Origin of the sequence: Cycloclasticus zancles 78-ME (genome assembly GCF_000442595.1) — a bacterium.
Taxonomy (GTDB): domain Bacteria; phylum Pseudomonadota; class Gammaproteobacteria; order Methylococcales; family Cycloclasticaceae; genus Cycloclasticus; species Cycloclasticus pugetii.
The window spans coordinates 1,008,230-1,023,570 of record NC_021917.1 but is presented as its reverse complement, the minus strand read 5'-3'; the positions used below and the strand labels follow the sequence as shown (position 1 = coordinate 1,023,570).

The 15,341-nt window shown below is 41.7% G+C and carries 13 protein-coding genes, 1 tRNA gene and 1 pseudogene; 1 reads left to right on the top strand and 14 read right to left on the bottom strand.

Features of this window, described 5'->3' with window-relative positions; all coding sequences use genetic code 11:
• Positions 1-2: 2 nt before the first annotated feature.
• The 10 genes and pseudogenes from CYCME_RS05015 to rlmE form a co-directional block, all read right to left on the bottom strand.
• The gene (locus tag CYCME_RS05015) at positions 3-809 is read right to left on the bottom strand and encodes a formate dehydrogenase accessory sulfurtransferase FdhD (protein ID WP_020932305.1); all 807 of its coding nucleotides are present in this window, start codon (positions 807-809) and stop codon (positions 3-5) included.
• An 86-nt stretch (positions 810-895) separates the two neighbouring features.
• Entirely contained in the window at positions 896-1,873 is a 978-nt protein-coding gene (locus tag CYCME_RS05010) for a malate dehydrogenase (RefSeq protein WP_015006251.1), read from the bottom strand.
• A gap of 97 nt (positions 1,874-1,970) precedes the next feature.
• Positions 1,971-2,291 (bottom strand): DUF2818 family protein, encoded by a 321-nt coding sequence (locus CYCME_RS05005; protein ID WP_015006252.1) that lies wholly within the window; start codon positions 2,289-2,291, stop codon positions 1,971-1,973.
• Between the two features lie 26 nt (positions 2,292-2,317).
• A tRNA-Leu gene (locus CYCME_RS05000) sits at positions 2,318-2,403 on the bottom strand.
• Positions 2,404-2,594: 191 nt separating this feature from the next.
• A pseudogene (gene secG / locus CYCME_RS13305) lies at positions 2,595-2,814 on the bottom strand (preprotein translocase subunit SecG); the annotation flags it as partial.
• 68 nt (positions 2,815-2,882) lie between these two features.
• Complete coding sequence (gene tpiA / locus CYCME_RS04990) at positions 2,883-3,629, bottom strand: triose-phosphate isomerase (protein ID WP_020932304.1); 747 nt, start codon at positions 3,627-3,629, stop codon at positions 2,883-2,885.
• A 92-nt stretch (positions 3,630-3,721) separates the two neighbouring features.
• A complete protein-coding gene (glmM, locus tag CYCME_RS04985) occupies positions 3,722-5,062 on the bottom strand; it encodes a phosphoglucosamine mutase (RefSeq protein ID WP_016390058.1) in 1,341 nt (446 codons plus the stop codon).
• Between the two features lie 7 nt (positions 5,063-5,069).
• Positions 5,070-5,849, bottom strand: coding sequence for a dihydropteroate synthase (gene folP, locus CYCME_RS04980; RefSeq protein WP_020932303.1), 780 nt, complete (start codon positions 5,847-5,849; stop codon positions 5,070-5,072).
• A gap of 52 nt (positions 5,850-5,901) precedes the next feature.
• On the bottom strand, positions 5,902-7,824 hold the full coding sequence (gene ftsH, locus CYCME_RS04975) for an ATP-dependent zinc metalloprotease FtsH (protein ID WP_020162380.1): 1,923 nt from the start codon (positions 7,822-7,824) through the stop codon (positions 5,902-5,904).
• Positions 7,825-7,919: 95 nt separating this feature from the next.
• On the bottom strand, positions 7,920-8,540 hold the full coding sequence (rlmE, locus tag CYCME_RS04970; RefSeq protein ID WP_020932302.1) for a 23S rRNA (uridine(2552)-2'-O)-methyltransferase RlmE: 621 nt from the start codon (positions 8,538-8,540) through the stop codon (positions 7,920-7,922).
• Positions 8,541-8,663: 123 nt separating this feature from the next.
• Between rlmE and yhbY the strand changes: the two genes are divergently transcribed.
• Positions 8,664-8,951, top strand: a complete 288-nt coding sequence (yhbY, locus tag CYCME_RS04965; protein ID WP_015006259.1) for a ribosome assembly RNA-binding protein YhbY — start codon at positions 8,664-8,666, stop codon at positions 8,949-8,951.
• On the opposite strand, the gene greA is transcribed toward yhbY, so the two are convergent.
• The 4 genes from greA to CYCME_RS04945 all read right to left on the bottom strand — a co-directional run bounded on the left by greA (position 8,942) and on the right by CYCME_RS04945 (position 15,301).
• Complete coding sequence (gene greA / locus CYCME_RS04960; RefSeq protein WP_015006260.1) at positions 8,942-9,418, bottom strand: transcription elongation factor GreA; 477 nt, start codon at positions 9,416-9,418, stop codon at positions 8,942-8,944. The two genes, yhbY and greA, sit on opposite strands and share 10 nt — an antisense overlap.
• 23 nt (positions 9,419-9,441) lie before the next feature.
• A complete protein-coding gene (carB, locus tag CYCME_RS04955; protein WP_020932301.1) occupies positions 9,442-12,657 on the bottom strand; it encodes a carbamoyl-phosphate synthase large subunit in 3,216 nt (1,071 codons plus the stop codon).
• Between the two features lie 80 nt (positions 12,658-12,737).
• Positions 12,738-13,871, bottom strand: coding sequence for a glutamine-hydrolyzing carbamoyl-phosphate synthase small subunit (gene carA / locus CYCME_RS04950; RefSeq protein ID WP_020932300.1), 1,134 nt, complete (start codon positions 13,869-13,871; stop codon positions 12,738-12,740).
• 140 nt (positions 13,872-14,011) lie between these two features.
• Complete coding sequence (locus CYCME_RS04945; RefSeq protein ID WP_015006263.1) at positions 14,012-15,301, bottom strand: NAD(P)/FAD-dependent oxidoreductase; 1,290 nt, start codon at positions 15,299-15,301, stop codon at positions 14,012-14,014.
• Positions 15,302-15,341: the final 40 nt, after the last annotated feature.

Sequence of the window (15,341 nt, the reverse complement as noted above, 5' to 3'; positions counted from 1 at the left end):
ACTTAAGCTGTTACATCAAACACTATCCGCTCGGCCCCATTCAAAACTTGAAAATGTTGCCCTTTTGCTCGCGAAATTAAAGTTACACCAAACTCGCAGGCAAGCTCAAACCCCATCTTAGTGGCCCCAGAACGAGACAATAATATAGGCACCCCCATTTGCGCGACCTTGATAACCATTTCAGAGGTTAAACGCCCTGTTGTGTAGAAAACACAGTCATCACCTTTAATACCCTTCAACCACATATGTCCAGCAATAGTATCAACGGCATTATGACGCCCTACGTCTTCAACAAAGAACAATACCTCCTTACCTTTACAAAGCGCACAACCATGAACAGCACCCGCCTTTTTATAGACTTGGTTACGTTGCCCAAAATGATTAAGCAAATAATACAATACAGATTGTTCAATACTACGTTTGGCTAACACCTGCTCCTTTAAACTCTCAACAACATTACCAAACATCGTGCCTTGTCCACACCCTGAAGTAATTGTTCGACGTGCTTTTAATTTCTCAATATTAGGGTTCTTTTTACTCGATACAATCACTGCAGCATTGGTTTGCCAATCAACTTGAAGTACCTTTATATCTCCGATAGTCTCAAAGAAGGTTTGATTTTTAAGGTAACCCAACACCAACAATTCAGGAAAAGACCCCATCGTCATTAAGGTTACTATTTCTTTTTTATCGATATAGATGGTTAGCGCACGTTCTTCAACCAATTCAATTTCAATCGACTGCCCCTTCTCGTTGACGGCAAAAACACAAGATGAACCCTTAATTTTTGACGCTGTCATCTCGATCATTATGTTTTCTCTTTTAGAATTACCCCCTTATAACACGCAAAAAAAAAGCCATGCAAATGCATGGCCTTTTTAAACGCATAGAACAATTAAAGCAGGTGCTTTACACCATCACGTTCTTCTTTAAGCTCATTTTCCGTTGCGATCATTCTTTCACGACTGAAATCATTAATTTCAAGACCTTGAACGATTGAATAGTCACCGTCTTTAACAGTCACAGGGAATGAGTAAATTAAACCTTCTTCAATACCATAGCTTCCATCACTTGGAATTCCCATACTCACCCAATCGCCGTCTGCTGTTCCTTGCACCCAAGTACGCATATGGTCTAATGCAGAACTGGCAGCAGACGCTGCGCTTGACAAGCCACGTGCTTTAATAATGGCAGCGCCACGTTGTTGAACAGCAGGAATAAAGTCATCGGCATACCAGCTTGCATCGACCTTAGATAACGCATCTTCACCGTTGATTAAGCAATTGTGAAGGTCTGGGTATTGTGTTGCTGAGTGGTTGCCCCAGATTGTCATCTTAGTAACGTCCGTATTATGATTACCCGTTTTTTCGGCCAATAAGCTCATCGCACGATTATGGTCTAAACGTGTCATTGCTGTGAAGTTACGTGGGTCAAGGTCTGGTGCATTATTCATCGCAATCAATGCATTTGTATTTGCAGGGTTACCCACCACTAATACACGAACATCACGTTTAGCAACTTTATTTAAGGCTTTACCTTGTACCGAAAAGATGGCCGCATTTGCTTCCAACAAGTCTTTACGTTCCATACCAGGACCACGTGGACGAGCACCCACTAAGAATGCAAAATCGATATCTTTAAAGGCAACTTCAGCATCATCAGACATTGAAACACTTTGTAATAAAGGAAATGCACAATCGTTCAATTCCATAACCGCACCCTCAAGCGCACCTAAAGCAGGTGTGATTTCTAATAGGTGTAAACAAATTGGCTGATCTGGGCCTAAAAAGTCGCCAGATGCTATACGAAATAATAATGAGTACGAAATTTGACCAGCGGCGCCGGTAACGGCTACATGAACAGGTGCTTTCATTTCTAACAATCTCCTTAATAAAAAAGATGAATTATAGCTGATATTCGACTTTTTTTACTTAAAAACCATCATTCCTTATTAGCTAGGCGGTATTAAGCTATTCTTTTTCTCGAGATTTAAGAATTTTTTTTAAATCGTAATGATAGATAAAGCTCGGCAAAGCAAAGACAACAAATAAACATATTGTAACCACGTAGAACTCCCAGTTCTGCGCAGTATTTGTTCCCATTATTTTGTATTCCAAAGCAAAGCCAACACTGAACGTCAGCACATACCAACATAGCCATTCAAACCAGCGAAACCAGCCTGATTTATGCGCGATTTGTCTAATACAAAAAAGTTTATCGCTTAACCATGGCAAATTAGCCATAAGAATCGAAAAAATCAGAAAGATAACAATTGTTAATTGATTACTCATCAATGAATTTTAATGCTTATAATTATTGGTGCCGAGAGCGGGATTTGAACCCGCACGTCCATAGGACACTACCCCCTCAAGATAGCGTGTCTACCAATTCCACCACCTCGGCAAATCCATTCAGTTAATCAGGAATGGGCAGGTCATCAGCAGGCTTCATACCATTTTGCTTAGCCAGCCCATCTGTTGGTTCCACAAGGTTGTTGATTAAGTCCGCAGGCGTAGCTTCTGTTGATTTTGCTGGTTGTGAAACCGTCAAGCCATCAATAATATCATCAGGTGCTGCTCTATTGCCTCCTAGATAAGCAAGCGCTAGACTTGTTGAAAAAAACAATGCGGCCAAAATAGCTGTCGAACGACTTAAAAAAGAGCCGGAACCTTTAGCACCAAATACCGTACCGGATGCACCACTGCCAAATGCTGCGCCAGCATCAGCGCCTTTACCATGCTGAATCAAAATCAACCCTATCATCAATGCTGCAATAACCACATGCACTGATAAAACTATTCCAAACACACTCATTCTCTTATCCTTCTATACCTAAACGGTATGAGTTTTATTACGGCAGAACTTACCCACCAAGTTTATTTTTACGCTTTTTGGCAAATTGAAACAAACGCTTTTGCATCCAAGGATGCGCCACCTATCAAACCACCATCAATATCTTTTTGTCCAAACAATGACAATGCATTATCTGGTTTTACACTTCCGCCATATAAAATGCGAAGCATGTTAGCTGCATTTATATCTCTCTCGCTAACCAATGCTCTTATAAAAGCATGCACCTTTTGAGCCTCTTCAGGGGAGGCCGTTAACCCCGTTCCAATGGCCCAAACGGGTTCATAAGCCAGAACCAGTTGCGTCAAATCTACAGCGCTATTATTTAATAACGCCTCAACCTGATCTTTAATTACATCAAATGTAGCACCAGACTTGTATTCTTCCTGTGTTTCACCAACACAATAAACAGGAGTAACTCCAGTCATTTGGGCTGCCAGCACTTTCTTAACCAGCTGCGCATTTGCTTCATTAAATAGTGTTCGCCTTTCTGAGTGACCTATTAGTACCCAGCTACAGCCAACATCTTCCAACATATGCGCCGACACTTCACCGGTATATGCCCCAGGCTGATACTCTGAAACAGTTTGAGCACCTATGGTTATCACTGTCGGTTTAGTTATTTCTTGTGCAGCCGTTATATAGACGAAAGGCACGCAGACTCCTATATCACACGTTATTTTATCATCAATTGTCGTTTCAATTGCACGTAAAATTTCACTTGTTGAGTCAAGTGAACCATTCATCTTCCAGTTTCCAATAACTAGTGATCGACGCATCAAACTTCTTACCTTAAAAAACGAGCAAGGTTAGCGGCTATTCAGCAATAAATCAATCTTAATTAAGCGAGCACTCATGCCCAATTCACCCCTTAAGCGTCAAGTAGGCTTTCAACTGTTTTACTAAGGTCCATCGCCAGTTTTTCCACTAACTTCACATCTTCGCCTTCAACCATTACCCTAACTAATGGTTCTGTGCCAGAAGGCCTTAACAATACTCTTCCTGCGCCTTTTAAAACCTTCTCTATAGAAGCAACGGCTTTATTAATATCATCCGTCATCGCAAACTTTTTAGCACCACTTAGCTTCACATTAATCATACATTGAGGATACTTTTGAATATCACTTTTTAGTTCATTCAAAGAGGTGCTCTCGCGCATCATAATCTCAATCACTTGTAGAGCTGAAATAATTCCATCACCTGTTGTCGTTCTATCAGCACAAATTATATGCCCAGACCCTTCACCACCCAAGATTGACTCTGATTCGTTCATCAACTGAATAACATGCCGATCTCCTACTGCTGAGCGTAATAAGTCAATACCTAATCTATTGAGTGCATGCTCAACGCCTAGATTAGTCATCAATGTTCCTACAACAGATGAACCTGAATAACCATTTGATTGACGACCTTTGGCTAAAATATACAAAATATCATCACCATCCAACACTTCGCCTAAGTGGTCAACCATGATTAATCGATCGCCATCGCCATCTAATGCCACACCAAAGTCAGCATTATTGGATAAAACCGCCTCGGTTAACGCCTGAGGGTTAGTTGCTCCACAACCATCATTAATATTAATGCCGTTTGGCTCAGCACCTATTTTAATCACCTCCGCACCTAATTCACTAAACACATAAGGAGCAATATGATAGGTAGAGCCGTGTGCGCAATCGACAACCATTTTTAAAGAAGATAAGTCGATCATTGAAGAAATCGTGCTTTTACAAAACTCTATGTATCGACCCGCCGCATCATTAATACGGTTAGCTTTACCTAACCGAGACGATTCCACAACGATGAGTGGCTCGTCCATTTTTTGTTCTATCGCTTGCTCTATCTCATCGGCAAGCTTTTCACCTTCACTAGAAAAAAACTTTATACCATTATCATAATGAGGGTTATGTGAAGCACTAATGACTATTCCTGCATTGGCACGAAGCGTTCTCGTTAAATATGCAATTCCTGGGGTTGGCATAGGACCTAATAACTGAACATTTGCGCCTGCTGCAACTAAACCAGCCTCTAATGCTGATTCAAACATATAACCGGAAATACGAGTATCTTTACCAATTACAATTTTACAATGCCCTTGTTGCTCGAACACTCTCCCGGTCGCCCAACCCAGCTTTAAAATAAATTCGGGAGTAATGACCCCTTCCCCAACTAAGCCTCTAATACCATCGGTACCAAAATATTTTCTTGTCATAGTTTCCTCATTTGGCAGCCTGAACAGCCATATAGACTTTTAACGCATCAGCTGTTTCAGCAACATCATGCACACGAACAATAGACGCACCATTAGCCACTGCTAACAACGCGGCACTAACACTGCCAATTAATCTCTCATCGACTTTTTTATCTAATAACTGACCAAACATTGATTTTCTTGATAGGCCAGCCAATATTGGGCAGCCATGGCTCTCAAACTCTTTTAGTTTCGCCAATAATGTCAGGTTATGTTGTAAGGTTTTACCAAAGCCAAACCCTGGGTCTAATATAATCTTCCCTTTAGCAATACCGACTTGCTCACAGGCCGCTATACGCTGAGCAAAAAAATCATTCAGCTCTTCAACCACATTAAGGTAATGTGGTTGATCTTGCATCGTGGTAGGGTCTGCTTGCATATGCATTAAACAGACAGGCACTCCTAAAGAAGCCGCCATATCCAGTGAACCCGTTCTCTGTAATGCATACACATCATTGATAAAGTCCGCTCCGGCCTCTATGGCAGCCTTCATAACATCAGCTTTGCTGGTATCAATTGAAATGGCAATATCCGATTTATGTCGAATCCCTTCAATAACAGGAACCACCCTTTGGATTTCCTCGTCTGTAGAAACAGGTAATGCATTAGGCCGTGTAGATTCACCGCCAATATCAATAATTGTGGCGCCTTGCTCAGCCATCTTCAAGGCATGTTGCACCGCTGATTCTATCTGTGTAAAAGAACCTCCGTCAGAAAAAGAATCCGGCGTAATATTAAGAACCCCCATAATTTGGGGGCTCTTTAGATCAAATATTTGGTCAAGACGACTCTTCACAGCATTAAGGTTGTTCAGCAGGGCCTCCAATAGTCGGCTTTGACTCCTTATCTGTAGCGTCTTTATCTTCTATCGTCGCTTTCCCTGAACCAGATTGATCATCATTTTCCCAATCTTTAGGTTCACTCACTGGCTGACGAGCCATTAATTGGTCTAATTGATCGCTATCAAGTGTTTCATACTTCATTAACGCTTCTGACATAGAGTGTAAAATATCAATATTTTCAGTCAATAAGCTCTTAGCACGCTCGTAGTTTCTATCAATAAACACTCTAACTTCTTTATTAATAAGCTCGGCTGTTTCATCCGAAATCATCTTAGTTTGACCACCAGAATGCCCCATTGCATTTTCATCTTCTCCGTAATTTAATGCGCCAAGTTTTTCTGAAAAACCCCATTGAGTTACCATATTTCTAGCAATAGCGGACGCTCTTTCAATATCGTTTGATGCACCAGTTGTTACCGCTTCTTCACCAAAGATAATTTCCTCTGCTAAGCGACCACCATATAAGCTTGATAATTGACTTTCTAACTTCTGTTTACTGATACTAATTTGATCTTGCTCAGGTAAGAACATTGTGACACCTAACGCTCGCCCACGTGGAATGATGGTCACCTTATAGACAGGATCGTGCTCAGGCACTAAGCGACCAACAATTGCATGACCTGATTCGTGATATGCCGTGCACCTTTTTTCGTCTTCACTCATCACCATAGAACGACGTTCTGCGCCCATTAACACCTTATCTTTAGCGTTCTCCATGTCGTTCATATCAACTAACTTCTTATCAGCTCTAGCCGCAAATAATGCCGCTTCGTTTACCAAGTTAGCCAAATCTGCACCTGAAAAGCCCGGTGTGCCTCGTGCAATCACATTAGGGTTAACACTGTCACCGAGAGGCACCTTTTTAAGGTGCACTTTTAAGATTTGCTCGCGCCCTCTAATATCTGGTAAAGGAACAACCACTTGTCGATCAAAACGACCTGGGCGTAATAAGGCCGGGTCTAAAACATCAGGACGGTTAGTCGCGGCAATAACAATCACCCCTTCATTACCAGAAAACCCGTCCATCTCAACCAATAATTGGTTCAAGGTTTGCTCACGCTCATCATTACCACCACCAATACCAATACCACGGGCACGGCCAACCGCATCAATCTCATCGATAAAAATAATACACGGTGCGTTTTTCTTGGCTTGTTCAAACATGTCTCGAACACGTGAAGCCCCTACACCAACAAACATTTCAACAAAATCAGAACCCGATATGCTGAAAAAAGGCACTTTAGCTTCACCAGCAATCGCCTTCGCTAACAAGGTTTTACCTGTACCAGGCGAACCCGACATTAAAATTCCGCGTGGGATTAAACCACCTAATTTTCGAAACTTACTAGGGTCTGTTAAAAAATCAACAACCTCTCCAACCTCTTCTTTTGCTTCTTGAACACCCGCCACATCAGCAAACGTTACTTTTATTTCATCTTCACTTAATAGTTTCGCTTTGCTTTTACCAAAGGACATTGCTCCACGACCACCGGCACCGCCTCCGCCACCTTGCATTTGGCGCATAAAGAATATCCACACACCAATCAACAAGAGCATCGGGAACCATGATATTAAAATTGACATAAGCACCGATTGCTCTTCAGGTGGTTTGGCAATAATTTCAACACCATTTTTTAGTAAGTCATCAACAAGGTGAATATCACCAGGACTACGTGTTGTAAAACGCTCACCTAACGTAGTTTGACCACTAATATTAGGCCCATCTATGGACACTTTACTAACCTGGCCTGCATTAACAGCACTGATAAACTGCGAATAACTTAAATTACTAGTTGATGATTGTTTTGATCCACCAAAATTATTGAATACGGACATCAGCACGACGGCGATTACCACCCACATAATAATGTTCTTAACCATTTCGTTCAAAGTGTTACTCCCTCGTGATGTTTATGACAGTGCTCAATTAAACTGTTATTTTTAAAATTCATTCAGTAATTTATGGGGTTAGATTACTACAATTTCAAGCCCTTTGCCAAAAGGTAAACCTCTCGACTACGTGCGCGTGAAGCTTTGGGTTTTCGAATCAGTACTGTCGAGAAAACTTTTTTAGCCTCTTGAAGATACTGGTCAAACCCTTCACCTTGAAACAGCTTTATCAAAAACGAGCCCCGGCTATTTAAACTGTTTTTTGCAAAATCTAATGCCAATTCTGCTAAATACATGGATTTTGGTTGATCAATCGCCTTACTACCACTCATATTAGGCGCGATATCAGACATCACTATATCGACTGTTTGATGACCGATTAAGTTTTGTAAGCGCTCAAAAACCTCGTCGTCACTAAAGTCACCTTTAATAAAGTCAACACCATCAATAGGAACGATATCTAATAAATCTAACGCGATGACTCGCCCATCGCCTGTGATTTTTTTTATGGCATATTCTGACCAGCCACCCGGCGCGGCACCTAAGTCCACCACAATTTGTCCAGGCCTCAATAACCGGTCTTTTTTGTCAATTTCTTCTAATTTAAATACGGCGCGCGAACGAAGCCCCATTTGTTGAGCTTTTTTTACATACTCATCGTTAAAATGCTCATCCAGCCACTTTTGTTTGTTTTTATGCTTGGTCATACCTTTGCATTATTATTTGTTTACCCACTGTTAACATAGGTACATCTACAAAACAGACGCACCTTCTTGTATCTTTTAAGTGTAGAATGCGCGACCTAACTTAACAGAATTTAATGAAACACTATGGCATTATCAAATCAGCAAAAAAAGAAACTAAAGGCACACGCACACTCTTTAAAGCCTGTTGTTCGTCTAGGTCAGTCTGGCCTAACCAGTAATGTATTAGACGAGATTGAGTCTGCGATCACGCACCACGAGCTGATTAAGGTAAAAGTGTCTGCTGATGATCGAGACGACAAAAAAGCGATCATTCAAGAGATTGCTGATAAAACCGCCTCAGAACTCATTCAAAGCATTGGTTTTATGGCTGTTTTTTACAGAGAAAACCAAGATAAAAAAGCTTATTCGTAACGAACATCCAAAATTTCAAACTCTGTGACTCCACCAGGCGCTCTTACCTCAGCAACATCCCCTTCTTCCTTTCCTATCAATGCTTTTGCAAAAGGGGATGCATAGGAAATTAAGTTTTTCTTTATATCTGCTTCATCTTCGCCAACAATCGTATAGACAACTAACTCTTCTGTCTCGATATTTTCAAGCTCAACGGTACAACCAAAAATAACTTTGCCGTTAGCGTCCATGGTAGAAACGTCTATAATTTGTGCATTACCTAATTTACTTTCAATATCACGAACCCGTGCTTCTATTAAGCCTTGCTCTTCTCTGGCCGCATGATATTCAGCATTTTCTTTTAAATCACCGTGCGCGCGAGCATCAGCAATCGCTTCGGTCACTTTAGGACGCTTTACATTTTTTAGTTCGTCCAATTCTTTTTTAAGGCTTTCTGCGCCTTTTTTAGTTAATGGTACCTTACTCATAAATAATCCTTAATTTTTACAACTTAATGACGTGCTTGCAATGCGTGAAGCTCTCTGACTTCTTTCACAGTAATATCTGCCAATGCATCAATTGTCGCTTTAGCACCCGCCATAGTAGTGCAATATGTCACCTTATTTTGTAACGATTCACGACGGATTGAAAATGAATCAAGAATCGCTTGTTTACCTTCTGTGGTATTAACGATTAGCTGAATAGGTTCATTTTTAACCACATCTACAATATGAGGACGGCCTTCGTTAACCTTGTTGACTAGCTCACATTCAACCCCAGCTGCCTTTAAGGCATCTGCCGTCCCTTTTGTAGCCAATATTTGCTTCCCGCGTGAAACCAATACTTTGGCTAAATTAATCATTTTATCTTTGTCAGCATCTCTAACACTAAACAATACTTTATCTTTATTTGATAATTCAATACCAGCAGCACGCTGTGATTTACCGAATGCCTCTCCAAATGTATCCCCTACACCCATCACTTCACCTGTTGATTTCATCTCAGGGCCTAATAACGGATCTACATTAGGAAATTTAACAAAGGGGAAAACCGACTCTTTAACCGAGAAATACTTAGGAATGATTTCTTGAGTGGTGCCCTGATCTGCTAATGACTGCCCTGCCATACAACGAGCTGCAATTTTCGCTAACGGGTACCCCGTCACTTTCGATACAAAAGGAACTGAGCGTGATGCACGGGGGTTTACTTCTAAGATATAAATATCATCCCCTTTAATAGCGAATTGAATATTCATCAAACCGACAACGCCTAATTCACGAGCAAGGTCTTTAGCCTGTACACGCATTCTATCTTGCACCTGCTGACTCAAATCAAATGGAGGTAATGAGCAGGCCGAATCGCCCGAGTGAACACCCGCCTGCTCGATATGTTCCATAATGCCGCCGATTAACAACTCCTTACCATCGAAAATAGCATCTACATCGACTTCAACAGCATCATCTAAGAAACGGTCCAATAACACCGGTGAATCATTTGAAACACTAACTGCTTCTCGCATATATGTACGAAGTTCTGCTTCGTTATAAACGATTTCCATCGCACGACCACCCAATACATATGATGGCCTTACAACTAGCGGATAACCAATTTCTTCTGCATGAAGTACGGCTTGTTCTGGATTTCGCGCGGTTCTATTAGGTGGCTGTAAAAGCCCTAGCTTTTCAACTAATTGTTGGAAACGCTCACGATCTTCTGCCAGATCAATAGCTTCCGGTGATGTTCCAATAATTGGGACGCCTGCAGCTTCTAAATCTTCCGCTAGTTTTAGCGGTGTTTGACCCCCGTATTGAACAATCACGCCCTTTGGCTTTTCAAGGTGCACGACTTCAAGCACATCTTCCAGTGTTAATGATTCAAAGTACAAACGGTCTGAGGTATCAAAATCAGTTGATACCGTTTCAGGGTTACAGTTAACCATAATGGTTTCATACCCGTCTTCACGCATTGCCAACGCTGCATGGACACAACAATAATCAAACTCGATTCCCTGTCCTATACGGTTTGGGCCGCCACCCAATACCATAATCTTTTCACGGTCACTTGGCTGTGATTCACACTCTTGTTCATAAGTAGAATACATATAAGCTGTAGAAGACGAAAACTCACCTGCACAAGAATCAATCCGTTTATAAACAGGGCGAATATTCATCTCGTGTCGGGCTGCCCTTACGGCACTTTCTTTAGCGCCCAGTAAAGCAGCTAATCGCGCATCTGAGAAACCTTTTCGTTTCAATCGATACATTGTTAAATTATCAATTGAAGCAAGCTCACTGTTTGATAAAACAGCTTCTTCATTTAACAAATCTTCTATTTGAATCAAAAACCAGCGATCAATTTTTGTTTGCTCAAAAATACTTTCTAAACCAAAGCCTTTCCTAAACGCATCTGCCAAATACCAAATACGATCAGCACCTGGTTGTTGTATTTCACGCCTTAAAATAGCATCAACCCCTTCTTCGTTTAAATCAACGATTGGGTCTAATCCATTCTTACCTGTTTCAAGCCCGCGTAAGGCTTTTTGTAGTGACTCTTGAAATGTTCGCCCTACAGACATTACCTCACCGACAGATTTCATCTGCGTAGTAAGACGGTCATCTGCCATTGGAAATTTTTCAAAGGTAAAGCGAGGAATTTTCGTAACAACATAATCAATAGACGGCTCAAATGATGCGGGTGTTGCGCCCCCTGTTATTTCATTACTTAGTTCATCCAAGGTGTAACCGATCGCCAATTTTGCAGCCACTTTAGCAATAGGAAACCCCGTTGCTTTTGAGGCTAACGCTGATGAACGGGAAACTCGTGGGTTCATTTCAATCACAATCATCGCACCATTTTCTGGATTGATGGCAAATTGAACATTAGACCCGCCTGTATCCACACCAATTTCACGCAATACATCGATCGATGCATTACGCATAATTTGATATTCTTTATCGGTTAATGTCTGGGCGGGGGCAACCGTAATAGAATCCCCTGTATGCACTCCCATTGGGTCAAAATTTTCAATGGAACAAATAATAATACAGTTATCTTTACGATCACGTACCACTTCCATCTCGTATTCTTTCCAACCTAAGACGGACTCTTCAATCAACAACTCATTAGTGGGTGATAAGTCCAAACCTCGCTCACATATCTCTACGAACTCTTCTCGGTTATATGAAATACCGCCACCACTACCACCCATCGTAAAAGATGGACGAATAATTGTTGGAAAACCGATATCATCCAAGGCTTCAAATGCTTGCTCCATATTATGTGCAACAAATGAACGTGGCGTCGACAAACCGATTTTAGTCATCGCTTTTTTAAACAGATCCCTATCTTCTGCTTTATCTATTGCTTGTTTTGACGCGCCAATCATTTCAACATTATGTTTTGCAAGCACGCCATGCCTATCCAAATCTAGCGCACAATTAAGTGCCGTCTGCCCACCCATCGTTGGTAACAGCACATCTGGCTTTTCTTTTTCAATAATTTTTTCAACCGTCTGCCAATCAACCGGCTCGATATAAATTGCATCGGCTGTTTCGGGGTCCGTCATGATTGTCGCTGGATTTGAATTAACCAAAATCACGCGATAACCTTCTTCTCTTAGCGCCTTACAAGCCTGCGTTCCTGAATAATCAAACTCACAAGCCTGACCAATAACAATAGGGCCTGCACCTAATAGTAAAACGGATTTTATGTCGGTTCTTTTTGGCATAATTCTCTTTATAAATTTTTATGGCTAATTACCAGGTGTACACAAAAGGGTGTCAACGTTTTCATTGACCGCTCGCTTAATTAAGCTTTATATGAGTCCATCATTGTCGTAAACCGGTCAAACAGGTACACAATATCTTGCGGACCAGGGCTCGCTTCTGGGTGCCCTTGGAATCCAAATGCGGGGCAATCCGTTCGCTCTATCCCTTGTAGGCTCTTATCAAATAATGAAGTATGCGTTGCCTTTAAATTAGCTGGCAAAGAATCCGCATTCACAGCAAAGCCATGGTTTTGACTAGTGATCATAACCCGTTGCGTTACTAAGTCCTGTACCGGATGGTTAGCGCCATGGTGACCAAATTTCATTTTTACTGTTGAGGCACCACTGGCTAACGCCAACAATTGATAGCCTAAACAGATACCAAATACGGGGACTTTCTCTTTTAAAATAGTTTTGATGGCCTCAATGGCATAATCACATGGCTCTGGATCGCCGGGGCCATTTGATAAAAACACACCATCTGGTGACATTGCTAACACCTCTGAAGCTGGCGTTTTCGCTGGCACAACACAGACTTCGCAGCCCGACTCCACCAACAACCTAAGAATATTTCGCTTAACGCCAAAGTCATACGCGACAACCTTGTAGTTTGCTTTCTTCGTTGCAGCCTTGCTTGTTTGCCCTAACTGCCAAACTGGGCTTGTCCAGTCATAAGGTTTTTTGCAGGACACCAGCTGCGCAAGATCAAGCCCTTTAAGTGGCGTCACTTCTTTTGCTGATGCTAAGGCATGCGCCTCATCAACTTCCTCACCGGCTATGATACAGCCTCGTTGCGCGCCTTTTTCACGTAGAATTCTTGTCAACCTACGCGTATCAATATCAGCAATTGCAACGATATTATTTCTAGCTAAATATGCAGATAAGGACTCTTCTGAACGCCAATTACTATGCAGTAACGGTAAATCCCTAATAACCAAGCCCTGCACATGAACTGCGGCAGACTCTTCATCTTCAGCATTTGCGCCAACATTACCAATATGCGGGTACGTTAGCGTTACAATTTGATGTGAATAGGATGGGTCAGTGAGAATTTCTTGGTAACCCGTCATCGACGTATTAAAAACAACTTCGCCTGTTGTCAGGCCTTGAACGCCAATTGATTGGCCGTGAAACACACTACCGTCTTCGAGAACCAGTATCGCTTTGTCAGACAAATTACACCACCTTTAGATATACAAAACGGGAAGAACCTTTACTGGCACCACCCGTTTTGATTGTTAATATGTATGACCGCGAATTTTACTGGATTAAGTGCCTCATTGTCCATTCCAACACGAGCATATTTTTTAGCAAATTATTTTGCGACATCCAGCGATTTCGACAAATACGCATTCATTATTAGCGTGGGGTCTTCTTTTAACCTTTCTTTCCATTCCCCTAAAGGTATTTCCGATTGAATCAATCCTCGCATAACACCAATAAAATCCGTACGACCAACTGTGATAGCACCCACCAGCAAATCATCTTTAAAGTTTAAACGAATATATTTATAGTTATCTTTATCTAGCAAAACTGCACTGTCACCACCTTCTACTCCGCCCCAACTGCCAAATGAAGTTGATACTAAACCAGATGTATCAAGAACATTCATGCTTAAACTACCTTTATAGGTAGAGTTACCACCCATCATATTAACCGCAGCTATCCGCCCATGATCAACGGCTGTTGGCTGAATAGCGTGCACTGAATTTCCACCTGTTGAAAAGTCTGGCCCCTGAGCAACATCACCAGCAGCAAAAACATCTTCAACACTGGTATGCAGCCCCGCATCGACAAGAATACCGTTATCCGTTTCAATACCACTGCCTTCTAAAAACTCAATATTTGAATAAACCCCTGTTGCAACAATAATCAAATCGTATTCAGTTAAGCTGTCGTCATCACGCTTCAAAGCTGGGCCAGGCTCAATTGATTTAATACTACTGGGCAGGATCATCTCCACCCCTTTTGCTTCACACCAAGACTGAATCATTTTGCCTGCGGTTTCATCCATCATCCGGCTAACCATAAAGCCAGTACGCCCCAGCATAACAGTCAGATTAACGCCTTTTTTTAGCATTGCCTCAATAATAATAGAGGCAACAAAGCCAGCCCCTAATAAAGCTACTTTAGAGCCTGGTTTAATTGAATCAAGTATTCGTCGACCATCCGCTAATGTCCAACAATTCACCACACCATCTGTTTCCGATCCCGGGAAAGGGCAATTTGCAGGACGCGAACCAGTCGCAATCATCAACTTGTCATACTCAAAGACATCACCACTATCAATAACAACCTGATGGCTTTTAGTCTCTACCTTTTCAACCCTTGCAATAACATGGTTAATATTCAAATCATCGAAATGGCCCGCTGTTTTTCTAAGGTGCGTGCCCGTATCTTGTATCATTCCACTTAAGTAATATGGCAACGCCATACGGGAATATGGTGACTCTTTTTCTTGACCAATCATCGTGATTGAACAATTTGCATCGGCTTTTCTCAGCGTCTCTGCTGCCCTCACAGAGGCTGGCCCAGCACCAATCAGAACGTACTTTTTAATATTCGATGAAGCCTGCGCCGGCTCAACTGTTTTAACTTGTGACATTACTTTTCTCTCCTATGTGTCGGCATCCGGCTTTATACTT